This window comes from Anaerococcus tetradius, from assembly GCF_947087635.1.
Classification (GTDB): Bacteria; Bacillota; Clostridia; order Tissierellales; family Peptoniphilaceae; genus Anaerococcus; species Anaerococcus tetradius.
Map to the genome: position 1 here is coordinate 1 of NZ_CAMUDP010000025.1, position 23,858 is coordinate 23,858.

Annotated in this window: 21 protein-coding genes and 1 pseudogene; 3 read left to right on the forward strand and 19 right to left on the reverse strand. The window is 34.3% G+C overall.

The genetic code is table 11. From position 1 onward, the window contains the following. Window positions 1-105: 105 nt before the first annotated feature. From recQ to P6936_RS07940, 11 genes are all read right to left on the reverse strand, one after another. Entirely contained in the window at window positions 106-1,908 is a 1,803-nt protein-coding gene (recQ, locus tag P6936_RS07890) for a DNA helicase RecQ (RefSeq protein WP_276881325.1), read from the reverse strand. A 40-nt stretch (window positions 1,909-1,948) separates the two neighbouring features. Further along, window positions 1,949-3,103 carry a DUF4097 family beta strand repeat-containing protein gene (locus tag P6936_RS07895; RefSeq protein ID WP_276881326.1) on the reverse strand — a complete coding sequence of 385 codons (1,155 nt, stop codon included), beginning with the start codon at window positions 3,101-3,103 and terminating at the stop codon, window positions 1,949-1,951. Beyond that, on the reverse strand, window positions 3,087-3,479 hold the full coding sequence (locus P6936_RS07900) for a hypothetical protein (RefSeq protein WP_276881327.1): 393 nt from the start codon (window positions 3,477-3,479) through the stop codon (window positions 3,087-3,089). The genes P6936_RS07895 and P6936_RS07900 overlap by 17 nt, the downstream gene beginning before the upstream one ends. Continuing rightward, window positions 3,476-4,216, reverse strand: coding sequence for a tRNA pseudouridine(38-40) synthase TruA (truA, locus tag P6936_RS07905; RefSeq protein ID WP_004836851.1), 741 nt, complete (start codon window positions 4,214-4,216; stop codon window positions 3,476-3,478). The genes P6936_RS07900 and truA overlap by 4 nt, the downstream gene beginning before the upstream one ends. Beyond that, window positions 4,213-5,007 carry an energy-coupling factor transporter transmembrane component T family protein gene (locus P6936_RS07910; protein WP_276864109.1) on the reverse strand — a complete coding sequence of 265 codons (795 nt, stop codon included), beginning with the start codon at window positions 5,005-5,007 and terminating at the stop codon, window positions 4,213-4,215. The genes truA and P6936_RS07910 overlap by 4 nt, the downstream gene beginning before the upstream one ends. After that, a complete protein-coding gene (locus P6936_RS07915) occupies window positions 4,994-5,857 on the reverse strand; it encodes an energy-coupling factor transporter ATPase (RefSeq protein ID WP_060928857.1) in 864 nt (287 codons plus the stop codon). The genes P6936_RS07910 and P6936_RS07915 overlap by 14 nt, the downstream gene beginning before the upstream one ends. Beyond that, on the reverse strand, window positions 5,854-6,678 hold the full coding sequence (locus P6936_RS07920) for an energy-coupling factor transporter ATPase (RefSeq protein WP_276881328.1): 825 nt from the start codon (window positions 6,676-6,678) through the stop codon (window positions 5,854-5,856). The genes P6936_RS07915 and P6936_RS07920 overlap by 4 nt, the downstream gene beginning before the upstream one ends. An 8-nt stretch (window positions 6,679-6,686) precedes the next feature. Continuing rightward, on the reverse strand, window positions 6,687-8,132 hold the full coding sequence (locus tag P6936_RS07925) for a L,D-transpeptidase family protein (RefSeq protein WP_276881329.1): 1,446 nt from the start codon (window positions 8,130-8,132) through the stop codon (window positions 6,687-6,689). Further along, on the reverse strand, window positions 8,107-9,237 hold the full coding sequence (locus P6936_RS07930) for a THUMP domain-containing class I SAM-dependent RNA methyltransferase (protein WP_276881330.1): 1,131 nt from the start codon (window positions 9,235-9,237) through the stop codon (window positions 8,107-8,109). Before P6936_RS07930 ends, P6936_RS07925 begins: the two co-directional genes overlap by 26 nt. A gap of 180 nt (window positions 9,238-9,417) precedes the next feature. Further along, window positions 9,418-10,251, reverse strand: a complete 834-nt coding sequence (locus P6936_RS07935; RefSeq protein WP_276881331.1) for an alpha/beta hydrolase family protein — start codon at window positions 10,249-10,251, stop codon at window positions 9,418-9,420. Window position 10,252: 1 nt separating this feature from the next. Next, entirely contained in the window at window positions 10,253-11,626 is a 1,374-nt protein-coding gene (locus P6936_RS07940; RefSeq protein WP_004836844.1) for an NAD(P)/FAD-dependent oxidoreductase, read from the reverse strand. A 118-nt stretch (window positions 11,627-11,744) separates the two neighbouring features. Here P6936_RS07940 and P6936_RS07945 point away from each other — a divergent pair, with 118 nt between their 5' ends. From P6936_RS07945 to P6936_RS07955, 3 genes are read left to right on the forward strand one after another with little or no spacing between them, the layout of a single operon-like run. After that, entirely contained in the window at window positions 11,745-12,428 is a 684-nt protein-coding gene (locus tag P6936_RS07945) for an AzlC family ABC transporter permease (RefSeq protein WP_004836843.1), read from the forward strand. Continuing rightward, on the forward strand, window positions 12,421-12,741 hold the full coding sequence (locus P6936_RS07950) for a branched-chain amino acid transporter permease (protein ID WP_276881333.1): 321 nt from the start codon (window positions 12,421-12,423) through the stop codon (window positions 12,739-12,741). Before P6936_RS07945 ends, P6936_RS07950 begins: the two co-directional genes overlap by 8 nt. Before the next feature lie 43 nt (window positions 12,742-12,784). After that, window positions 12,785-14,524 carry a hypothetical protein gene (locus tag P6936_RS07955; protein ID WP_060928862.1) on the forward strand — a complete coding sequence of 580 codons (1,740 nt, stop codon included), beginning with the start codon at window positions 12,785-12,787 and terminating at the stop codon, window positions 14,522-14,524. Between the two features lie 52 nt (window positions 14,525-14,576). Here the strand turns inward: P6936_RS07955 and P6936_RS07960 are convergent, their stop codons facing one another. The 8 genes and pseudogenes from P6936_RS07960 to P6936_RS07995 all read right to left on the reverse strand — a co-directional run. Further along, the gene (locus P6936_RS07960) at window positions 14,577-16,637 is read right to left on the reverse strand and encodes a glutamine synthetase III (protein ID WP_276881334.1); all 2,061 of its coding nucleotides are present in this window, start codon (window positions 16,635-16,637) and stop codon (window positions 14,577-14,579) included. A gap of 228 nt (window positions 16,638-16,865) precedes the next feature. Then, on the reverse strand, window positions 16,866-18,008 hold the full coding sequence (locus P6936_RS07965) for a restriction endonuclease subunit S (protein ID WP_338079170.1): 1,143 nt from the start codon (window positions 18,006-18,008) through the stop codon (window positions 16,866-16,868). After that, a complete protein-coding gene (locus P6936_RS07970; protein WP_276881335.1) occupies window positions 18,005-18,856 on the reverse strand; it encodes an HsdM family class I SAM-dependent methyltransferase in 852 nt (283 codons plus the stop codon). Before P6936_RS07970 ends, P6936_RS07965 begins: the two co-directional genes overlap by 4 nt. Before the next feature lie 41 nt (window positions 18,857-18,897). Next, window positions 18,898-19,524, reverse strand: coding sequence for an HNH endonuclease (locus P6936_RS07975; RefSeq protein ID WP_276881336.1), 627 nt, complete (start codon window positions 19,522-19,524; stop codon window positions 18,898-18,900). Then, window positions 19,514-20,110, reverse strand: a complete 597-nt coding sequence (locus tag P6936_RS07980) for a hypothetical protein (protein ID WP_039856962.1) — start codon at window positions 20,108-20,110, stop codon at window positions 19,514-19,516. Before P6936_RS07980 ends, P6936_RS07975 begins: the two co-directional genes overlap by 11 nt. A gap of 1 nt (window position 20,111) precedes the next feature. Further along, window positions 20,112-22,250 (reverse strand): sensor histidine kinase, encoded by a 2,139-nt coding sequence (locus P6936_RS07985; RefSeq protein WP_276881337.1) that lies wholly within the window; start codon window positions 22,248-22,250, stop codon window positions 20,112-20,114. A 10-nt stretch (window positions 22,251-22,260) separates the two neighbouring features. Then, the gene (locus tag P6936_RS07990) at window positions 22,261-23,412 is read right to left on the reverse strand and encodes an Eco57I restriction-modification methylase domain-containing protein (RefSeq protein ID WP_276881338.1); all 1,152 of its coding nucleotides are present in this window, start codon (window positions 23,410-23,412) and stop codon (window positions 22,261-22,263) included. Window positions 23,413-23,682: 270 nt separating this feature from the next. After that, a pseudogene (locus tag P6936_RS07995) lies at window positions 23,683-23,858 on the reverse strand (KilA-N domain-containing protein); the annotation flags it as partial.

Here is a 23,858-nt window from a genome sequence, read left to right on the forward strand (position 1 = left end):
CACACTTAGGACTTTCACCTGTTAGAATATGCTCATGCCGAGCGCACCAAGAAAACTCGACTTACATACAAAGTAAGCCGAGTTTTTTTATAGTCTTTCTGCTTTTTAAAGCTTCCTTCTTCCAAATTCTCTTATTTCTGCTAGGAAGATATCTCCATATTGGATGAGTTTTTTATCTCCTACCCCCTTTACTCCAAGCATTTCTTCTTCGGTCTGTGGTTTTTTCTGAGCCATTTCTTTTAGGCTTGCGTCTGAGAAAATTATAAAGGGTGGGATGTTTCTTTTTTTCGCCATATCTAATCTTACTGCTTTTAGGTGTTTGAAAAGATTTTTGTCGTAAGAATCATCATTAGTAGAAGTATTTTTGCTATCTTTTTTTCTGTCTTCTTGCCTAATAGTTATGGAGATTTTTTCCTTAGCAAAAAGTAAGTCTTTGGATTTTTCTGTAAGTTTTAGGACTGGATAGGTAGCCCCACTTACTTTGATATAGCCATCTGCTGTTAGTAGGCCTATTAGGTCTTTGATATAGGTTTTTGATTTATCTTTCATGATCCCATAGGTTGAAACTGCCTTGAGATTTTTTTCTATGGAATTTTTGCTAGTAGATGCCCTAAGACATTCTACGACTGTATTTAGTCCATATCTTTGATCTAGCCTGTATATGCAAGAAAGAATCTTCTGGGCATCGACTGTGGCGTCTTGTTTTTTGACATCGGATAGGCAGTTTGAGCAATTATCGCAAGTGCTTTTTGCTTCTTGGCCAAAGTAATTTAGAATATAGGCCCTAAGGCAAGTGCTAGTATTTACATAATTTATTATGCTTTGAAGTTTTTCTAGTTGGATTTTCTTATAAACTGGATTTCTACCAAGATTTATTAGATGCTTATTTATGATTATATCTTGGCCTGAATAAAGGAGGATGCAGTCGCTAGCTTCTCCATCCCTTCCCGCCCTTCCAGCTTCTTGGTAGTAGGATTCCATATCCTTGGGCATATTGTAGTGGATGACATATCTTACATTTGATTTATCTATCCCCATACCAAAGGCGTTGGTCGCAACTATTATCTTCTTATCATCATAGATAAAGGCCTCTTGGTTAAGCTTTCTTTCTTCTTCGCTCATACCTGCATGGTATCGTCCAACTGCAAGACCCATACTTTTTAGACTTTTATAGATAGCATCGACTCTTTTTCTAGTTGAGGCATAGATTATCCCCGAATCATCTTCGTGGGCTTTGATGTAGTCTTTTAGGTAAGATAATTTATTTTTGGGTTTTTGTACATGAAAAGACAAATTTTTCCTATCAAAACCAGTTACCCTTACAAATGGACTTTTTAGTTTGAGATTATTTATTATATCCTCCCTAACCATCCTAGTCGCTGTCGCTGTAAAGGCTGTAACTTGAACCTTACCAAGGATATCATAAAGCTTAGCTATAAGCTTATAAGAGGGCCTAAAATCATGCCCCCATTGGCTAATGCAATGAGCTTCATCGACAGCTATGAAGGAAATTTTGACATCTTTGATAAAATCCCTAAAAAATTCATTTTCAAGTCTTTCTGGGGAAATATAGACAAGCTTCACCCTGCCACTTTTGATATCAGTTAAGCTTTGCCTATAAGCTTCAAGGCTTAGGGAGGAATTTATAAAGGTCGCAGCAATCCCATTTTCTTCTAGGGCATCAACCTGATCTTTCATAAGAGAAATAAGAGGAGAGATTACAAGACTTATCCCATCCATAATTAGGCTGGGCAACTGATAGCAAATCGACTTACCTCCCCCTGTTGGGAGGACTCCTAGGACGTCTTTACCCTCTAGTATATTTTCTATTATCTCCTCTTGGCCTTCCCTAAATGAATCATAGCCAAAATATTTCTTCAAATTCTCTAGTAAAATATCTCTAGTCATAGAACCTCTTTTTCGTAAAAAAAATAATTAAGCACTAGGCCTAATTATTTTCTCCTTCATCAGTCGTTGATTCATTCTCTTTATCTCCGCTAGGAGCATCATCATTTTTATCATGGTCATGATTATGCATATCTTCATCATCGCTCTTTTCTTCGCCCTGATTTTCTCCATCATTTTCCTTATCTTCGTCTTTTTCTTTTTTATCATCAGAAGATTCTTCCTTGGATGAATCCGACCTATCATTGGTGATAAATTCTTCTTTCTCAATTCTTGCGCCCTCGCCCCTATTAAAAATTATATCGCCAATTTTTGTCTTCATAGAAATATTGTACTTGCCCTTATTTCCACTACTGTAACCGTCTTTGATATTCCTATAGGAAATATTGCCCAAGATAAAATTACCAACTCCAAGCCTTGCGCTTATATTATACTTATCTATGCTCTTGTTAGCTTCGACAACTATATCTCCAGTTTGGCTAGACAAATCCAACCTATTGCCTAGACTTGAATCAACTATATTTATATTTCCAGTATTTGTACTTAGCTTGGTGTTAGATATTTCCACCTTGTTTAGGCTAATAGAACCTGCATTGTTTGTAATAGCTCCTTGTAAATTAGAGTTATCTATACTTACATTTCCACTTTGCACGCTCAAATCGAAATTCTTAACCTCAAGATCAGTAATCTTAACATCGCCTGCAGTAATCTTACCCTTAATAGCATCAAGCCCCCCCTTCATTGGAAGGAAAATTCTCACTATTGGAATCTTATCCTTCATATAAAGTTCCTTGCCAACTATCTTATTTTTAAGCCTTAGCTCGCCATCATGGAAGCTTACATCCATGTTGTAAACATGATCATCTCCCCTGTAAAGGACTGTATATTCGACATAGGGATTGGTAGTTGACCTTAAAATCCTAACATCGCAAGTAGCTAGGTCAAAGTTAATTGACTTGATTTTGTTAAGGTCTACTCTCATAATTCTCGATTGATTGTAGGAATTATCATCAATTTCGCTTGTCGATGCAGGCTTATTAGTTATTGAGAACCTACCATTAATTCCATAATAGATTGCTGATGCAATAATAATAAGTAAAACTGCTAAGGCTAGGATTTTTTTCTTGCTTAAAGCAAAAATCCTTCCGAATTTTATTGATTTTTTAGAATTATTTTCTGTATTATTCCTTTTTCGCATTATTTGCTCCAATAAAGTTTTGGCTAATCATAAGTCCACTTGTAAAAATTAATATAAGGCCTACGAAATACTTATCATAAGCTTCAATTAGGAAGGGCTTTAGGAAAGATAAAAAAATTCCATCAAGCTCTACTCCTCTCATATATTGTATCATAAAGCCTGCGCTTATTACATTGTAAATGGCAAGAATTATAAAAAGAATGTGCCTAGCTATGGATAAGTCCGCCTTATTTATAAAAATAAAATCCACAAGTATGATAAAAAAACTTAGGATAAGAAAATATAAGGCTCTACTTTCCAATACATAGTAGCCACAAGCTCCCACAAAAAGAAGAAGAGTTAGTGCCTTAATTTCATTTATAGTCTTCTCTTTCAAAATTCTACCCTCCACAAATAAAGCCCTTGGGCTCCCAGGGCAGGATTCGCCCTTATCTTATAGTCCTCATCAAAAAATCTCTTGTAATCATCAAGGCTTAGCTTACCACGACTAAGCTCTACAAGAGATCCAACCATAATCCTAACTTGATTGTGCAAGAAGGATTCAGCCTTAAAATAAATTTCCAAGTCATCTCCATTTTCCAAAAAATATGCCTGGTCAATTTTTCTTACAGTATTTATGGATAAATCCTTATCCTCTCTCATAAACGACCTAAAATCATGCTCGCCACAGAGTAGCTTTAGCCCTTCTTCAAGCCTTTTAAGATCAAGCTTGTAGGAAATCTCCTCCTTATAATTTCTATAGATAGGGTGCATTCCCTTACCCCTATAAATCACATACTTATAAAGTTTAGACTTACATGAAAAACGTGCGTGAAAACTTAGGTCGACTTCCCTTGATGAAAGTGCCAAGATATCAGCTGGAAGATGGACTTGCAAATGGTAGCTAAAGGCCTTGGGATCAATCTTACTTGCTGTAAGAAAATTAAAAAAATGACTTTTGGCGTGGACTCCACTATCGGTCCTTCCACAAGATACTATCCTATTATCTTCCCCAGTTACCTTAACTAGGGCCTTTTTGATCTCTTCTTCAACACTTCTTTGGTCTTTTTGGTATTGGAAGCCTGCGAAGTTTGTCCCATCGTAGGCTGTTTCTACTAGTACATTTCTAATCATATGAAGTGCATTACTATTATAACTATGCAAAAGATTGTAAATAAGCTTATGCTTAACCAGTCAGCTTTTTTCATGCTGATTTCATTAAGCTTAGTCCTCTCAAAACCTATCCTATACATCCTAGCCTCCATTGCAGTGGCAAGGTCATCACTTCTCTTAAAGGAATTTATAAAGAGTGGAACTAATAGAGGAATCATGCTTATAGCCCTATTAATAATATTGCCTGACTCAAAGTCTGCTCCCCTTGCCATCTGTGCCATCCTAATTTTTTGTGCTTCATCAAAAAGTGTTGGGATGAAACGAAGGGATATGGAAATCATCATAGCAAGCTCACCTGCTGGAAAACCGAATTTCTTTAGGGGTGAGAAGAGCTTTTCTAGGCCATAAGTCAATTCCATTGGGCTTGTTGTGTAAGTTAGAACTGATGTGGAAAGGATAATTAGGATTAGCCTTAATATAGTAAAGCCTGTCCTATAAATTCCTTCTTCAGTAACAGTTACAGGTCCTAGTTTAAAGACCGGATTTCCTTGAGTTGTAATTAGGTTAATAAGACCTGTAATAATTATAATAAAAAGCAAGGGCTTGAGAGACTTTAGGACACTCCTTAGGGGGATTTTTGCAACAGTAAGCATGGCAATTAATAAGATAACGAATGGCAAGTATTCTAGAAAATTGCCAACAAAAAATATGGTAATTATATATAAAAACACTCCCACGATTTTTACCCTTGGATCAAGCCTATGGATAAAGGTATCGAATGGAAGGTATTGACCTATACTAATGTTTGCCATCTTCGCCTCCTAGAACTCTTTTTAGCTCCTTAATCGCTCCATTAACTGTGTATATATCATCTCTGACACTCGGATTTTTCTTTTTGTAGGCCCTCATAAACTTAGTGATTTGTGGGATGTCGAGTCCTATTTTATCTAGGTCTACTTGGGTAAAGGTATCATAGGTAGATTTATCTGAATATACCTCTCCCTTACTCATGACAATAACCCTATCCACATACTCTGCCACATCTTCCATAGAATGGCTTACCAAAACTATAGAAAGCTCTGGATCAGTATTATATAAGTACATGATTTCGCTAAATATTTCATCACGACCAGCAGGATCTAGACCTGCTGTAAGTTCATCTAGGACCAAGACCCTAGGATTCATAGAAAGAATACCTGCTACAGCAACCCTTCTTTGTTGACCTCCAGAAAGTTCGAAAGGTGACTTATCCTTGTAGGACTCATAATCTAGGCCAACCTTTGCCATAGCATCTTTAACTCTCTCTTCGACTTCTTTGTCATCAAGACCCATATTTTTGGGGCCGAAAGCAATATCCTTGGCTATAGTTTCCTCAAAAAGTTGGTTTTCTGGATATTGAAAAACTAGACCAACCTTAAATCTCGCTTCTTTTCTTCTTTTCTTATCTTTGGAATTGATTCCATCTATTATGCAATCACCCCTACTTGGAATAAGTAGGCCATTTAATAGTTGGACAAGGGTCGACTTGCCTGAACCTGTTTGACCGATAAGGCCAACTATCTCGTGGGGATTTATATCAAGATTGATATTCTTTAGGGCATATACTTCTGAAGGCAGACCCTCATTGTAGATGTAATCAACATTTTTTATTTCAATTTTCATATAAGTTTCAAAAACTCCTCAATATCTAGGGGAAGCTCATCCATAAGGTAGCCTGATTTTTTAAGGGCAAAGGCAACTTCCGTAACTTGTGGGACAGCAAGACCTAGACTTTTCATCTTATCTACTTGAGAAAAAACTTCTCTTGCAGTTCCTTCAAGAGCAACTTTTCCCCTATCGAGAACTGCAATCTTATCAGCTAGAACTGCTTCTTCCATGTAGTGGGTGATGTAAATTATTGTCTTGCCATATTTTTTGTTAAGGTCTTTGACAAGTTTAATAACGTCCTTTCTTCCCTTAGGGTCAAGCATAGCTGTTGGTTCGTCAAAAATTATGTAGTCTGATAGCATAGCTATTACACCAGCGATAGATACTCTTTGCTTTTGACCTCCAGAAAGATTGGATGGGTTTCTATGCTTATAATCACTCATACCCACAAGCTCTAGGGCGTTTTCCACCCTTTCTCTAAGCTCGGGATTGGGGATAGCTAAATTTTCTGGGCCGAAGGCCACTTCTTCCTCAACAGTAGTTGCTACCATTTGATTGTCAGGGTTTTGGAAAACCATCGAGCATTTTTCTCTCAAATCCCAAATTTTATCTTCATCTTTACTATTAATATCATCTATCCAAATATCTCCAGAAGTCGGAAAGATTTGCGCATTTAATAACTTGGCAAGGGTCGACTTGCCAGAGCCATTGTGGCCAAGAATAGCCACAAAGTCCCCCTTATTTATATCAATTGATATATTATCCAGCGTCTTTTTCTCTTCAAGTTCGCCTTCATTTGTTGGATAGCTATAAGTTAAATTTTCTATCTTTATCATTATTCTTCCTAATAAGACATAGCAGGTGAATTATCAGTTGATGACTCATAAACTATGACAGGTGTGTGTATTTCTGCATTTTCAAAAATTACTTTTGCTACATGAGGTGGAAGGTTTAGACAACCATGGCTACCATCTGAAAAATATATGCTACCACCAAAGGCTCCTCCCCTCCATGGGGCATCGTGTAAGCCTTCGCCATCCCAGCCTATTGGCATCCAATAAGAAACTGGAGTCTTGTAATTTGCTCCTGTAAAATCCACTCCCTTTAACTCTGCATCACGAGCCTTGGATTGGATTGAACCAACTCCTACATTTGTTTGCCAACCTGGAGATGTAAGACCTGTAACTACAGGGCTTTCTATAAATAACTCACCTTTTTTATAAAACCAAAGGTGTTGACGTGAGATATCTACTTCTATATAAGTATCTCCTATATCGCCACCATTGGCAGTTCTTTCAAGACCTACTCTCTCATAAACTGGCTCTACTTCTCCGGACTTTCTTTGATTGAAAATCTTTAAAACCTCATCGGCTGTTGCTACTTGGTCAAGAACAAATCCATAAACGCCAGGGTTAACTGTGATTTCTCCAATTCCTGTTGCCTTAAACTTCCTATTTTTGCCATAGGTATCAGTCTTATCTGCTACTTCCTTCATAAAGGCTAAGAGTTTATCATAATCAAGCTCAAAAACTTTGCCCTTTTGCTCAAGCATATCTACAAGGCCCTTGCCAGCAAGTTGGATGTCAAAACCATTGAAATTGAATTTAATTTTCATAGCCTCAATCTTTTTGGCATCTTCCATAAGATTATTAAGTTCCTTAGAATTAGAAAGAACTTCTGGATTTATATAATCAGCATCACTAAGTTCTATATTCTTATGGTCTGTAGTAATTGACTTAACAATTTTTTCTTTAACCTTGTCATAATCAGGCTTATTACCCTTTACAGAATCCTTTACATCAAAAGAGCCATCCTTAAAAACTAGGCCTGCATCCTTTGGTTCTGTTACATCTGTGAAAAGCTTAGATTCCTTTAGCAAGGAGTCTAATTTGTCCTCATCGTATCTGATCTTGTAATCAAATTTCAAATCGTCTTTTTTGCCACGAGCTAGATATATTGGCCAAGCAAAAGGATTTTGGTCTATACTAGCATTTTGTGGGATTTTCGCACTATAATCTATATCCTTTGAGTCTAAAGTAAAGCTTCTATCATCCCTTCCCTTAACTGTCAAATTGAAATCTTCTCCAGCTTCTTGCAAGGCTGATTGCCTTGAAGAATAAGAAACATTCGTACCATTTATAAATGTGTTTGGTAGGGTTATAAAAGAAAATATAACCGTAACGACTAAATAAACACTAACTATCCCCAAGCCAACAAGCATCCAAAGCTTGTTGTTTTTCTTATTCTCAGTAATAATAATCCTCCTAACTTCTCTTTGGCCTTTCGCCAAAATATTGGTAATAATCTACCTTTTCGCCACCATTATATAACTTCCTCTTCTTGGAAACTCTCCTTCTAAAATTCCTGTCGAATTTCTCATCCGCCGTTACAAAATAGAGTGACCAAGTATTAAGTCCCATAAATTTATCGTCTATTTTCTTATATATTTCACCCAAATCACTATGAGATAATCTCAAGCCGTAGGGAGGGTTTGAAATCAAAACTCCATAATCATCCTTTGCTAGTGCAAGTGATTTGACATCTCTTTTTACAAAGGCTATATCTTCACCAACTCCAGCATTTATAGCATTATTTTTGGCAATGCTTATGGCCCTTCCTGAAATATCTGAGCCTAGGATATGTAGCTTTTTACTATAATCAATTCTTGCCAAGGCCTCTTTCTTTTCTTTCTCATAATAAGACTTGTCCATAAAGGAGAAATTCATAAAATCAAAATCCCTGTCTATGCCAGGCGCAATATTTCTAGCCTTTCTTGCTGCTTCTATGAGGATAGTTCCCGATCCACAAAAAGCATCTACTAGAAATCTATCTTCTGTATAAAAAGAAAGGTCGACTAGGGCAGCCGCCAAATTTTCTCTTAGGGGAGCCTTGACCGAATCTTCTCTATAACCTCGCTTGTGTAGGCCATCTCCAGAAGTATCAATAGCAATAGTTGCCACATCCTTATTAAGCATGACCTCTATTCCTACTCTTTCAGCCGACTTAGGAAAGGTATGAAGCTTATATTTCTTTTTCATGGAATCTATTATGGCTTTTTCTGTAATAGCTTGGATTGACCTTAGAGAAAATAGCTTGGACTTATAGGTCCTCGCATTAACAATAAAGTTACTATTTTCATTAAGATAATCGGGCCAAGCTATGGCCTTTACCTTCTCGAAAAGCTCATCAAAAGTCTTTGCCTCAAATTCATCTACAACTAGATAAACCCTATCACAAGTTCTAAGATTTATATTTAATTTTGCTATATCAGCTAGTTTCGCCTCAAGGCTTACCATGCCATCACTTACAGAAAACTTATCGTAGGATAAGTCCCTAAGCTCTCTTTTGACAAGGGCTTCCAAGCCAAAACTAGTTGTAATCAATATTTTGTCCATGTTTATATTATAACAGATTTTATCTCTTTTTCATCTTTATTATCGACCTTTTATAAAAAATTAAAAAATATAATTCATTTGGAGATTTTTCTTAACGAAAATTATTACTTAACCATAAATTTTCAAAAAAAGACAGGAGCATATCACTTTTTCCTATCCTGTCTTTTATCTTATAATATTTTATTTTCTATCTAAATCTTCAAAGAAATTATACATCTTATCAAAAACTAAGATCCTACAGTCTTCGTTTTTGAAAGAATGATCAGCCCCTGCGATTTGCTCGTAAATGGCATCTGGGAAAGCCTTTTGGAGTTTTTCGTTTGAGTCATTAAAGACTAAATCGTCCCTATCTCCCCTAAGGATTAGAACCCTGCCCTTGTATTTGGCAGCTTGTCCATAGATGTTTTTCTTTAGGAAGTCTATCAAAAAGTTCTTGTGAAGTTTCACCCCTCCCACATCTACACAATCGACGCTAGCTATTATCTCTGGGTAAGACTTATTGCCATCTATCTTGCTATACTTATTTGCTAATTCACCTTCAAACATGGTCTTTGCCATGACCTTTATATAGTCAGGATTATTCATATCACTTGCTGGGGCAAGCAGGCACATAGCTTTTGGCTTTAGCTTGTGGGCCTTTAGGCTAGCTATTACTCCACCCAAGGAATGACCCACCCAGTAAAGCCTATCCTTATCTACATAGGCCTTTATTTTTGTAAAATCATGGATTAGTTCTGCCTCGGCTTCCTCCCTACTTACTGTCATATCATAGAAGCTTCCGTCTGATTCACAAGTTCCAGAAAAATCAAATCTTACTACAATATAGCCACGATCTGTAAGATATTTAGCGTTTTGCACCCTAAAAAAACAGGAGCCATTCCTATCTCCACCAAAGCCATGAAAGATAATTACTGTTGGATATTTTTTATTTTCATCAAAATCATCCGGAGTATTGACTACTCCCCTCAAGACGATACCGTCTTTCTTAGTAATTTGTGAATAAATGTATTTCATCTTATAACTCGTTTAGAATCCTTGCCATCTCTACACCAGAAGCTGAAGCTTGGGATAGGGAGTGGGTTACTCCTGATCCGTCTCCTAGGCAGTAGAGTCTTTTCTTTTTAGTTTCAAATCTTTCGTCTACATCTACAACAGAATTGTAGAATTTAACCTCAATACCATAAAGAAGGGTATCATCATTAGCCATACCTGGAGCAATCTTATCTAGTTGATAAATCATCTCGATTATATCGTCAAGTTGTCTTTTTGGCATTACAAGAGATAAATCGCCTGCTGTTGCATTCAAGGTTGGATGGGTAAAAGACTTAGCCATCCTTCTTTCTGATGAACGACGACCCTTTATCAAATCACCAAATCTTTGCATCAATACTCCCCCACCAAGCATATTAGATAGTCTTGCTATAGACTCGCCATATTCGTTGGAGTCCTCGAAGGGTTCGGTAAATTTGTTTGTTACAAGAAGGGCGAAGTTAGTATTTTCTGATTGAAGTTTTGGATCTGTAAATGAGTGGCCATTTACTGTCAAAATTCCATTAGTATTTTCTGTTACCACATGACCATAAGGGTTCATACAAAAAGTCCTTACAACGTCATTGTACTGCTTGGTTTGATACATTATTTTTGCTTCATAGACATCATCTGTTATATGCTTAAATACTTCGGCAGGAACTTCTACCCTCACACCTATATCAACCCTATTTCTTTTTAGACCTACTTCGAATTTATCGCAAACATCTGCTATCCACTTAGAACCAGACCTACCAGCAGCAAGGACTAGGTCATCTGCCGAATAAGTTTCCTTGTCTGTGCGAATAATATATTTGCCATCTTCGTAATTAACTTCATTTACCATGGTGTTAAATTCAAAATCTATGGTATCTTTTACATAATCATAGATTCTTTGTAGGATGACCTTGTTTCTATCCGTACCAAAATGGCGAACCTTGGCTGATAGAAGGTGGAGGTCGTGACGAAGACATTTAGTCTTTAGGTCGTTTTTGTCTGTTGAGTAAAGCTCAAGATCATCTCCCCCATCAAATTCCATTAGGACTGAGTCGACATATTCCATAAGCTCCATTGCTTTTTTTTCTCCTATGTATTGATGAAGGTCCCCACCAAAGTTTGTGGTTATGTTGTACTTGCCGTCTGAAAGAGTTCCCGCTCCTCCAAAACCGTACATTATGTTGCATGGCTTACATCCTATACAATAATCGACTTTTCCTTCTGTTATTGGACAAGTTCTATTAGCTACTCTCCTGCCAGCATCAATTATCAGAGCCTTCTTGTCTGTCTTTAATTTTGTTAGCTCATAGGCAAGGAAGGCTCCGCTTGCTCCTGCGCCTACTACTACGATATCATAGTTTTTCATAAACACTCCTTTACATAATTAGCCTATTATATTATACAAGTTCTATGTCTATATTGAAACTATTATTTATTTTTTAACAATCTTGTGATAGAATGTAGGTAATTTATAAGGAGATATTATGAAAGAAGCATTTAAAAAAGCATTCCCTTACACAATCCCAGTTATAATAGGTTATGTATTTTTGGGAATTACCTTTGGAATAATGGTTAGTCAAGAGGGTTATAGGGCTATCATGGCCCCAATTATATCCTTAACTGTGTATGCTGGAAGTATGCAATTTGTCTTATTACCCCTGCTTAAAACCGACATTACTATACTAGCAATTATCATCCTTACCCTATCAGTAAATGTTAGGATGATGTTTTATGGTTTGTCCTTACTAAAAGAGTTCAAAAATTCGAGGTCCAAGTTATTATTTATCCTGACCCTATCAGATGAGTCCTTTGCCCTTGATACTTCTATCAAGGTCCCACAAGGAGTCAATAGGGGAGATTTTTTTCTTGCTATAGGCATTATTAACTACCTAGTTTGGGCTATCGCATCATACATAGGAGCCTTAATTGGCAATATGATTAGCTTTAATACTTTGGGTATGGATTTCGTTCTGACAGCCCTCTTCCTAGTCCTCCTAGTTGAACAATTTAAGGCGACTAGAAATCACAGACCTATGATGATTGGTCTATTTATGTCAGTTGTGGCCCTACTTATTTTTGATCAAAACAAATTTATGATTCCTGCCCTTGTGTTAATTATAATGAGCCTACTAGCTCTTAGAGGAAAGGTGGAAGATTATAATGAATAGAATAATTGCAATAATAGTAGCCTCTGCCCTTACTACCTTTCTAATCAGGTCTACTCCCTTTATATTTTTTACCAAAAGGAAGCTTCCCGACCTTATCAAATATTTTGGTAGATACCTTCCCTTTGCCCTCATGCCTCTCCTAGTGGTTTTTGCTTTAAGAAATATTGATATATCAAATTACCCTTATGGGCTAGCTGAAATGATAGCTTCAATTCTTGTAATCTTCCTACATTTTAAGTACAAGAAGCTATTTTTATCAATATCTGTGGGAACTCTTGTATATATGTTATTAATTCAAATAGTATTCGTCTAGTTTTACGGTAAAGTAATAAGAGATTAGAATATTAGGAGTTAATATGAATAAAGAAATATCAATATCAAACAACAAAGCAATCCTAAACTTCTCCAAGGCCTTCTTTAACAATACTGACGACCTTCTAAGAAGTAACGGATTTTACGAAGTTCTAAAGTCCTTTGTTCAATTCCACAAGGACAATCACACAAGGATCTATAGCTACCTAGAAAAATTCTTCAGGGCAAGTGATGTAGACCAACTATCCAGTGAGCTTAGGGATATTACAAAAATCCTTACAGTTATGACTTTAGATGAAATTAGCGATAAAATCAACAAATATCACGACCTAGACAAGGAGCGTGATGCCCTACTAAGAATAGTCGAAGATATGTACGACTATTGGAGAAAGCTAGAAAGATATTCAATAATCGAGAAAAACGCCGATAAAGAAGGCCTTGAAGTTGAAAACTTCTTAGGCTCAAATATCAAACTAAAAGAGATGATTCTTGAAATCTACAGGAAAATAGAAGTTTCAATAACTGGCAAGGTTCAAAAAGTCTTTAGGCAAGTTCCAGCAGGAGCTAACTCATCTGTCATAGTGAGAAAATCTAAAATCGCCTACCCAGACTATTGTTCTTGGCTAAACAAAATACCTTTTATAACAAAAGTAATGATAGAAACTCCTTACATCACCTACACCAAATCCAACAAGCGTGATGGTTTCTTTAAGGAAGTTTTCGAAAATCCTATAGCCGATATCAATATTGATACAGAAGAATACCTCTGCTACCCAGCAAAAATTGCAGACAATCTCATCTATGTCTACTTCCACATAGACTACATCACCCATGGTATCTCAGCTTCCAACCTCTTTGAGCTTGCAAGTGAAGAAGAAGTTGTAAACACCAAGCCTGATGGCATCTATGTATTTGGAGTTAAAGATACTAGAGACCTAGATATCTTCTATGAAGATAAAGAAAACAATCTTTTCATAGGCTACTGCAACTTCGCCGACAAGAAGGACTACTTCGGCTATCTAAAGAAAATGTGCCTAACCCTAAACAACATCATCTCCATGAGAAGGGGCTTCCTTCCAATCCATGGAGCTGGAGTAAATATAGTCCTACAAAATGGCAAGAGTGCAAATATAGTAATACTCGGAGACTCAGGAGCAGGTAAGAGCGAATCAATCGAAGCCTTCCGTTCCCTTGCCAAGGAATACATCAGAGATATGACTGTAATCTTTGACGATATGGGTTCCTTCAGACTCGTAGATGACAAGGTCCTAGCCTACGGTACAGAAATCGGCGCCTTCGTTAGACTAGATGACCTAGACTCTGGCTACGCCTTTAAGCAAATCGACAGGTCTATCTTCATGAACCCAGACAAAATAAACGCAAGATTGATTATGCCAGTAGCCGATCACAAACAAATCATGGAAGGCTATCCAGTAGACTTTTTCCTCTATGCCAATAACTACGATAAACTCGAAGAAGACGAAAAATCTATAAGTCTCTTTAAAAGCAAAGAAGAAGCTATCAAGGTCTTTAAGGCTGGAGCAAGAATGGCAAAGGGAACAACCACCGAAGAAGGCCTAGTAAAATCTTACTTCGCCAATCCTTTCGGCCCTTACCAAAAACAAGAAATGTGCGATAAACTCATAGACCAATATTTCGATGTGCTATTTAAAAACAAAATCAAAGTCGGAACAATTAGAACCCAGCTAGCCATAGCCAATATGGAAACTGACGGTCCTAAAAAATCCGCTAGAGAACTTTTTGAAATAATAAAAGCCCTATAAAAGTAAAAATCGTCCCGCATCCTGCTGGGACGATTTTTCTCTATAAAGCTTTCTACAAGGTCTTTAGCATGTCAACATAATTTGGCATAGAATAATTTTCTCTCGATATCAATTTTTCCAACAAATCTGAAATCTTGCGGAAATCATCCGCCACTTTTCTAGTTTCTTTTTGTAGGTAAAAGGCCTTTTCTTCTATATCTAAAATTCCTTCGCTCTTATCGATTATCATAGAAATTTTATCAGAATAATCCAAAAGCTCGCCGACTGCTTCATTAATCTTAACAGCCCTAAGTCTTAGTTTCTCATTTTCCACAAAGGACAAATAATCCTTGATAACCTTAATCTCCCTCATGGCTGATGGAAGGATTTCTTGGTGGATCAAGTTGTTTATAATCTCTAGTTGAGAGGAGAAAAACTTGATAACATCCTCAAACTCAACATTGATAAAGGAGTCTATTTCCTTCTTGCTAAAGATACCAACCCTAGCGAAAATATCATAAACGCCCGCATCCTTACCTGCCTTTAGGGCATCTAGGAAGGTCGGATAATTTTCAAGACCTCTTTTTTCTGCCTCCTCTTTCCAATCATCGGAATAACCATCACCTTGGAAGAGGATATTTTTATTTTCTAGATAAATTTCCTTAATAACGCCGTAGGCTTCATCCTTTAAGCTCTCCTCATCTACCTTACAAAGTCTTTGATAAATCTTCTCCAAGCTTTCTGCCATGGCAATATTAATAACAGTATTAAGGTCAGCAGCTGATTGAGAAGACCCGAGCATCCTAAACTCAAACTTATTTCCAGTAAAGGCTATAGGAGAAGTCCTATTCCTATCTGACGCATCGGTACTCATCTCTCCCAAATGAGGAATCTTAACCTTATTAAGGATGATTTTCTCCTCAAAATCATCATTAGCTATTGCCTTTAGGACTTCCTCCAAATCGCAACCTATAAACATAGAAATAATAGCAGGAGGTGCTTCATTACCACCCAACCTATAATCATTGCTAACAGAAGAAGCAGCAATCCTAATTAGATTTTGATACTTGTTGCAAACTTCGACCATGGCTGCCAAAAACAAGAGGAAAATCATATTATTCTTAGGGTCTTTGCCTGGAGAAAAGAGATTTTTGCCATAATTGGTAGCTAGAGAATAATTATTATGCTTACCAGAACCTGCCATATTCTTGAAAGGCTTCTCCTTTAAGAGGCAAACCAGATCATGCTCTAGGGCAGTCTTTTCCAAGATATACATCAAAAGCTGATTATTGTCCACAGAAATATTAGCATTCTCAAACATAATAGCTATCTCAAACTGGTTAGGGCCAACCTCATTGTGCTCTGCTTCCATGTAGATACCCAAATCATAAAGCTTGCTATTGACATCCTCATAAAAATCATTCACCCTTTGAGGAATTGCCCCCAGATAATGAGAAACAAGCTCCTTTTCAACCATAGGATCAGAACCGACTAGGGTCATACCCGAATACTCCAAATCAATCCTTTGATCAAAATATTTCTTATCAATCAAATAAAACTCTTGCTCAAGACCAACCTTAGCCTTAACCCTATAAGTAGGCTCATCCTTCAAAAACAAATTACAAACTTTGGAAGCTTGCTTACTAACCATATTCATGGACTCAATTAGAGGAAGCTTCTTGTCTAGCTTTTCCCCATAAAAAGAAACAAAAACAGAAGGGATATACAAGACCCTATCCAAAATAAAAGAATTGGCAGTCAAATCCCAATATGTATAGCCCCTAGCCTCGAAGGTCGAACGCATCCCTCCTGAAGGAAAAGAAGACGCATCAGGCTCACCTATAATAAGCTCCTTACCAGAAAATCTATTAATAGGATTATGCTTATCATCCCTATTCAAGAAGGCAGTCTTCTTAGTAGCAGTCTTGCCATTAAGGGGCTGAAACCAATGGGTATAGGAAGTCGCCCCCTTAGCAATAGCCCAAGCCTTCATAGCATGAGCAATAGAATCGGCAGTCTCCCTGTCCAAAGTAGCATTATTCCTAGCAGCCTCTTTCCATTTAAGATAAACTGGATAAGGCACATTCTCCTTCATAGTCTTCTTGTCAAAAGCTAAATTCCCAAAATCTCTCAAAATACACTACCTCACATCTTTCTACAACAAATTTACTTTTACATTATACCACGCCAAAATGAAAAATAAATTTGGACCGATACAAAGAAAAAGACCACAGCGTAACTGTAGTCAATTATATATTGTTTTTTAGCTTGTATCCAATATATTTATAGCTTAAAGTAATCACTCAAATTTAATAATTTGTAATGTTTATGCATATTGCCAATAAATTTTGGACTATTTAGTTTATTTTTTATTGATAACTTTCTTAGTCACTTCAATTTTTCGATCTGTGTATATTACAAGGTCTTTTATTACCAACTTTTTGATTGCCTGTGTTAAATTTTCCATATAGTTAAAATCAATTTCTCCATTTGAGTCTACAGGAAGTTTAATATATTTATTCTTAACTACATTCCATCCACCTAATTTATTTTTATATGAATATATTGGTAGATCAGTAACTTTATTAATGCAAGATACTGAAAATAAATAACCATTAGGACTTAATTCTATTTCTTTATTTTTCCATTCAATAGCGTAAGCATCTGATAGTACAGAAAACTCCCTTGATTGGTAATACGACCTATATACATCGCTATTAGAAGGTATAGAAATTACATTTTTTAGCACGGTAGCATTTGTTTCAGGTGCATAATAATTTAGACCTTGGTTCATAAAACTTGAAGTCAAAAGAGGAAGTATATAATTATCTTTAGGCTCTTTAGGAAGTTCTTTTGCTTTATATGGTAATTTTTTTGTTTTTATTCTTTCAAATAAATCTCCCATTTTAAATTCATGCCACTCAACTTTCTCTAAATTATAAATTGCATTTATTTCTTCATCATTTAGTTTATAATCTTTTAATCCTGTAACATTTAGATAAGCTTCTAGCTCGGCGACACGCTGAGCTTCTAGCTCGGCGACAAAAGATTCCATAAACTCATAATTTATTTTTCCATTTTTGCTTGGGAGTTTTATTTTCAAATCTTTTATTTTGTTCCAAGAACACATATTTTGATAACCAAATAAACTAGGTAAATAACTAAGAGCACTTGTGATTGAAACCCCTATATTCCTACTAATTTCAAACTTAGGGATGAGTGCAAATACTCGAGCGTGCGTTACAATTTTATATTTAAACTGTCTAAAGAAAGAATAACCAAACATATCAACTGTAATAGTATTTCTATCAATAATTTTTGCATTAACGTCAGATTTCCCTAATACTCCATTATTAGTTAAACCAGCAGTTATTACATACTCTCCCAAGTCGTTAATATGATCTTTTTGTATATCGAAGTCTCCAGATTCACCATCAAACAAATCTCCAATCCTATATTCGCCCCACTCAATATTTTGGAGTTTTTCATTGAGTAGGGCATCTATTTTTTTAAATACTTGTCCTCACTTTCATTTTTCACAATAGCTGATACTTCCCAAGCTAAAAAGTCTGCTACTGTTCTTTTGAAATCATTAAGGGTCGGTCTTTTGTCAATTGGCGCTGACTGATTCCAATCCGATCCATTTTCTAGGTCAATGTTTCCTTCGTAGTATTCTTTTTCAGTGAATATATTTAATTTACTCTTACCAAATCTCACAAGATCTACGACTTCTTGATATCTTTCTTTTGCTCTGTCTGTGTCTTTTAAATTGTTTGATGATTTTTTTCTATCACTTCTTGTATAACCATCATTAGCAAAATCTATAAATTTAACAATTTCATCTTTTTGATGAGCTTCTCCAACTCTAAATACATATATATTAGTTTGAACACTTGATTTTCCTATGAACAAATCTATTGGCATCCTTATACTTGCTAGTAGCGTATTATTTTCCAATATTTTCTTATTATATTCTTTAGCCTTTCCACTACCTGCTGAATTCTGAATAATAATCGCAGCATAACCCTTATTCATCATAGACAAGGCTTTTTCTACAAAAATCATTCCACACCCTTCTGCAGAGTAGGGTGGATTTAAGACAAAGGCTGTAGCTGGGAAGTCTTCGTCAGTCTTACCAAATCCATATCTACCATCAAATCCAGTGAGTGAGTCATTATTAATTATATTTGAAGACCCGTCTCCCATTAAAATCATATTTAGAATTGCTAGCATATATATATTTGGAAGAATTTCTATTCCAAGCAATTGTTCAGCCTTTATTTGAGCTATTTTTCGCTCTAGTTCTAATGGAGATTTTATTTTCTCCTTAGCGTCTATCATCATTTCATTCATCGCAGCAACTAATAGCCCAGCTGATCCAGTTGATACATCAACTACAACTCATTTCTTTTTTGTTGCAAAAGAACAACGCATTTTGATATTTTTTCAGATATTATATCACTAGAATGTTTTTTAGAGAAGCCATACATATTCATGAGTAAAAAATCTAATCTCCTAATTTCTTCGTCCAATTTCAACTTCCTATAGAATTCACAAATAGTTTTATCTGTAATAAATTTATTCTCCACTTTTATATAGTAGTTCTTATCTCTATAAAATAATTCTGTTATACTTCCATCATCAACATTAAATTTCGAAGAATATACTTCATCCCATATAAAATCTTTCTTTGCTCTGTTACATTTTTTACACGAAAGCACTAAATTTTTTATTTTACCTGCATTTATAGAATCTCCATTAAATGATGATTCACATAAAAAATGATCGATTTCAAATAATTCGGAACTTACTACATCCGTTGTTATTCCACAATATGAACATTTATCGCTGTATATGTTTCTAAACAACTTATTATAAACACTATCTTTTTTATTAATTTGATTATATATTATTTTAGTTCGAGGATGTTCAGCTTTTATTTTCTTTTCTAAAGCTTCTTTTTCAGACACAATATTTTTTTTTGAAGCCCAATATATCGTATTTCTATAATCATTCTTCATATAATTTTCTCATTTCTTCAAAAGCCTTAATAAGACTATCTATATCAGCCTTTGTTAAATTATCGTAATTTGATAATCCGTTAATAGAATTCTCCATTTTTTCAAATAGATATTTTTCAACATATCTTTTTGAAGAAATATTTTTTAAAATATTCCTATTTAAAATGATATTTTTCGTAGCATTAACTATTTCTTTATTCCAGTTATCTTGAAAAAATGAATCCTCATCACAATGATACGTATTAGAATTATATTTTTTTAATGTACTATATTCCATCTTGTCTTGGTATTGGGTAATTACTATTATTTCTTTAAATGGAAAAATTTTTTTAATTATTAAGCCAAGCTCTTCACCAGAAATTTTATTATCTTGTACATTTCCATTTTCAAAAAGCATTGAATCCAAAAACAATATATCAGCTTTTTGAATTTCATTATTCTCAAGTAAGTCTTCATAGGAATATTTATTTTCAAATTTCAATTCTGAATATTTATATTCAGCCTTATCATTTGAATATGAATTTAAATATTTCGAAACATACAAATCAATTTTATCATCTACATAAAGCATAGTTATTAATTCCATTTTAAATCGTTTCCTCCATTTCAAAAATAAATTCAAATCCATTCTCTCCTGAAATAGAAAGAACTTCTCCTTTTTGTAAATTAATTGTATTGTTAATTATCCACATCCCGAGACCATGCCCATTGGTTCTACTTGTTTCATGTGGTTCTAAAATAATTCTTGGATTATCTAAATATTTTTTTGACAATCCCTTCCCATTATCAGAATATGATATTCTTAGCTTGTTATTATTCCTGCTTATTGCTATTTTTATTTTTAATTCATTAGTTTCGATGTTTTGTTGAACACTGTTTAATATTAAATTATCAAATATAGTATAGAACGTATCTTTTGATATATTAAATTCAACTTTATCATCTATACAAATTTCTACCTTCAACCAAGAATAATCTTTTTTCCAACCTTCTAATATCGAATTTACAATTTCGTTTATATTTAAGTGCTCTGCGAAAAATTGTTTCTTTTCGACTTTTTCTAAAATTGCATCAATAAAACTAAGTATTTTTTTTACTGCCCTATGGTTATTTTTTAATAAACCCGGTATGTCTTCACATGCAATTTTTCTATTCTCTGGACTATTAACAATATCCCATACACAATATTTTTTTAAAGCAGTGATAATATCATCATAGGATGGTTCCATTTGATTTCTATCGTTATTTATCTCATGCGCTATAGATGTAGCCTTCATTCCAGATGTTGCTAAAGCATTTAAAATTCTAACATCATATTTGTATCTTGCTTCTACATTTGCCTTCTCTTGTTTGAATTTTTTACTATCTTGTTTAAATAATTTAATTTCATTAACAAGCTTATTTTTTTCACTTGTATTTAAGTTCTCTATTCTTTTAGGATTTTTTACTATTTCATCTGATATCTTTATTGCACACTCTTCTTCATTTTTATTTTTTTCGTTTATTTTTCGAATTATTTTTTGTCTATACCTTTCAAATTCTTTAATTCCAGTTAATATAATTTGTACAAATAATTGATAGGATATATTTTCATCCAATCCTTGTCTATTCATAAGATCTTGCAACACTATATTTTGTTGCTTATCAATCAATACATAACCCGATACTTGATTTTCTCTAACTCGCCAAGCACCTGTAGGATGCGACGCAGCTGCGGGGGATTTTCTTGATCTTTTTCCTAAACCCAACCAATCTTTTTCTCCTTCAAACGATGATATGCTAAAAGCATTTCTATAAAGAATCACACCACTATCGACACTTTCATCTGTACTTAGATACTTATATAGAAATTTTTCTTTGTCATGCTTTGTTACATTAAGATTGAAAAATAGGTTTACAGAAAACTCTCCAAGTTTATCTAATTCAGAAGATAATTCTTCGCGTCCAATCTCATAAATTTCATTACCTTCAAATTCATCTAAAATGTTAATTTCACTATTATATGTTTTTATATCTACTTCTGGACAATATTTAATAGCATCATTAGAAAATTCGTCTGAAAATACAGACACAGATAGCATTCCTTTATTATATTTTAAAATAATATTCGCTCTGCAATTTTTTCCCGGTTCAGGTTTTGGAAAATGCAACTTCACAAATTTATCATATTCATTAGCTATAATTCGTATCTTCATAGCTGTATCATTATACGTTTTCTCTAAGTATTTATTTAATTTTTCAATCTTCTTAGGAGTCCATTTTTCTCTAAGATTGTTTATTACTATACAAGTGCCTTTATTATCTATGCTAGAATCTAAATCTAAGGTAGATTTATTCCAATCTGTTTTCCAAACAATGCCATTTTTTTGTTCTTTTTTACTATGTAATTGTATATTCTTGCCTAATCTTGATAGGGCAAACCTACCTACTCCTTTAGCTCCGGCTTGCACCCTAACATTATTATTTGTATCAATAAATTTATATCCTTTATTGCTTTTCCCAATATGCATCCAATGTTTCCTTATATCCTCTGAATCCATACCATCTCCATCATCAATTATTTTCAGAGTTGTTTTATCTACAAATTCTAATTTGACAACCGATGCCCCCGCATCATATGCATTTTTAACTAATTCTAAAACTGCAGCCTCATCATTGGAAAAGTTTTGTACACCTAAAAGCTCTGCAATTGTACTATCTTCAATACTGTATTTAAGATATTCCATATTTCCTCCGTTAAAAATTAAATTCTTCAATATCCTTTGATGTAATTCTCAATGAACTTCCGCTAATATTTATCCCCACTTTCTTTACATATTCCATAAAATTTTCACTTTCAAGGAGTTCTTTTGCAAAACCCAAATTATATTGCTGATGTTCATCTCTCAAAGAAATGTACATCCCTGCATACGGAATACATTCCTCATCTAGTCTATATACAGCGACTTTATCTGTAATGATAGTTGATATAAGTAATTTTTCACACTTAATTCCTAAAAGTGCTTGCGTTCTTCCGTACTCAAACCACTTTGATTTTTTATCTGATTTCCTTTTTATTAAGTCTTCTTTGAATTTTGTTAAGTAAGAAAAAGCCCCAGGATATAAGTTTTTAAATTCTTTTTCTGTATATTTTATTAATTGATTATCAATATACTTATAAGGAAAAATAATTTTTTCCTCTTTACTATATCTCATATTTCTTGGTGTTGCAGTTGGCATAATTACATCCTTTTCGATCATAAATTTTCCAACCTTATAGTACTCATCTACCTCATCGTACATATCTTCATTAATTACATACGCTTTATTCAACAAGGTTGCTACCACGTGAGATACTTTGAAATAATCTCCAAACTGTTTCTTACCAATGTTAAATTCATTAGAAAAAACCCATTTCTTTCTAATTGTTTTTTTACAAATATATAACCCACTATCATTGCTCATATTTATATATTTGATTTTTTCACTACAATCCTTTTTATCTACTATTATAATTGCTGACTTTACCAACGCATTATCGAATATTTTTTCTTTTGTATAATCTTTTATTTCAACAATATACTGAACCATAAATTCTCTAAGCTTATTTCCAAAAACAGTTTTAAAAATACTACTAGGTATTAAATAAGACATTTTTCCTTCACTTGATAATGACTTAATACTATGTTCTATAAATGCATAGCAATAATCAAATTTTCCTTGTCTGCAAGTTTCATATTTATCCTTAATAAATGTTCTTTCCTCTTGAGATAAATTACTGTAAGTTATATATGGAGGATTACCCACTATAAAATCAAATTGTATATTTACCTCACTTTTTAAATAATCTTCATTATATATTTTCCATTCAACATCCTGTATCCCATTTTTTTTAACAAGTAAATTCAAGTTACAAATACACTTTTCAAATTGATTTTTGTCAATTTCAAATCCAAAAATATTGTTTTCTAAACCTTTTTTTATTTTTTTATTAGAAAATTTAAGTTCTATTGCTTCTTCAATGTACCTATTAACTATTTCAACAAGTATATTGCCATCACCACAAGAATTTTCTAATATTGTTTTATTTACTATATTTTTATGATAACCAACAGAGTCCAGTAACTCTTTAACATAATTTGTGGGAGTAAAAATTTGACATTTATTCGCTATTTTTTTTCATTTGTTTTTTTCATCATCGAAATACTCCAGTTTTTTTATTGCTTTCTTATTTAATTTTTCCAAGGACACAATTTGAGTTCTGGCAAGCTTTCTAAGTTCTATCATTCTTTCTTTTTGATCCATACCTTTACCGATAAGAACTGCATTATAGCTTTCCATATTCGCAAGCACCA

Excerpts from the sequence above, each read along its gene's own strand:
- recQ (WP_276881325.1), bottom strand. The coding sequence starts at position 1,908 with ATGACTAGAGATATTTTACTAGAGAATTTGAAGAAATATTTTGGCTAT.
- P6936_RS07895 (WP_276881326.1), bottom strand. The coding sequence starts at position 3,103 with ATGCGAAAAAGGAATAATACAGAAAATAATTCTAAAAAATCAATAAAA.
- truA (WP_004836851.1), bottom strand. The coding sequence starts at position 4,216 with ATGATTAGAAATGTACTAGTAGAAACAGCCTACGATGGGACAAACTTC.
- P6936_RS07910 (WP_276864109.1), bottom strand. The coding sequence starts at position 5,007 with ATGGCAAACATTAGTATAGGTCAATACCTTCCATTCGATACCTTTATC.
- P6936_RS07915 (WP_060928857.1), bottom strand. The coding sequence starts at position 5,857 with ATGAAAATTGAAATAAAAAATGTTGATTACATCTACAATGAGGGTCTG.
- P6936_RS07920 (WP_276881328.1), bottom strand. The coding sequence starts at position 6,678 with ATGATAAAGATAGAAAATTTAACTTATAGCTATCCAACAAATGAAGGC.
- P6936_RS07930 (WP_276881330.1), bottom strand. The coding sequence starts at position 9,237 with ATGGACAAAATATTGATTACAACTAGTTTTGGCTTGGAAGCCCTTGTC.
- P6936_RS07935 (WP_276881331.1), bottom strand. The coding sequence starts at position 10,251 with ATGAAATACATTTATTCACAAATTACTAAGAAAGACGGTATCGTCTTG.
- P6936_RS07940 (WP_004836844.1), bottom strand. The coding sequence starts at position 11,626 with ATGAAAAACTATGATATCGTAGTAGTAGGCGCAGGAGCAAGCGGAGCC.
- P6936_RS07945 (WP_004836843.1), top strand. The coding sequence starts at position 11,745 with ATGAAAGAAGCATTTAAAAAAGCATTCCCTTACACAATCCCAGTTATA.
- P6936_RS07950 (WP_276881333.1), top strand. The coding sequence starts at position 12,421 with ATGAATAGAATAATTGCAATAATAGTAGCCTCTGCCCTTACTACCTTT.
- P6936_RS07955 (WP_060928862.1), top strand. The coding sequence starts at position 12,785 with ATGAATAAAGAAATATCAATATCAAACAACAAAGCAATCCTAAACTTC.
- P6936_RS07970 (WP_276881335.1), bottom strand. The coding sequence starts at position 18,856 with ATGAATGAAATGATGATAGACGCTAAGGAGAAAATAAAATCTCCATTA.
- P6936_RS07975 (WP_276881336.1), bottom strand. The coding sequence starts at position 19,524 with ATGAAGAATGATTATAGAAATACGATATATTGGGCTTCAAAAAAAAAT.
- P6936_RS07980 (WP_039856962.1), bottom strand. The coding sequence starts at position 20,110 with ATGGAATTAATAACTATGCTTTATGTAGATGATAAAATTGATTTGTAT.
- P6936_RS07985 (WP_276881337.1), bottom strand. The coding sequence starts at position 22,250 with ATGGAATATCTTAAATACAGTATTGAAGATAGTACAATTGCAGAGCTT.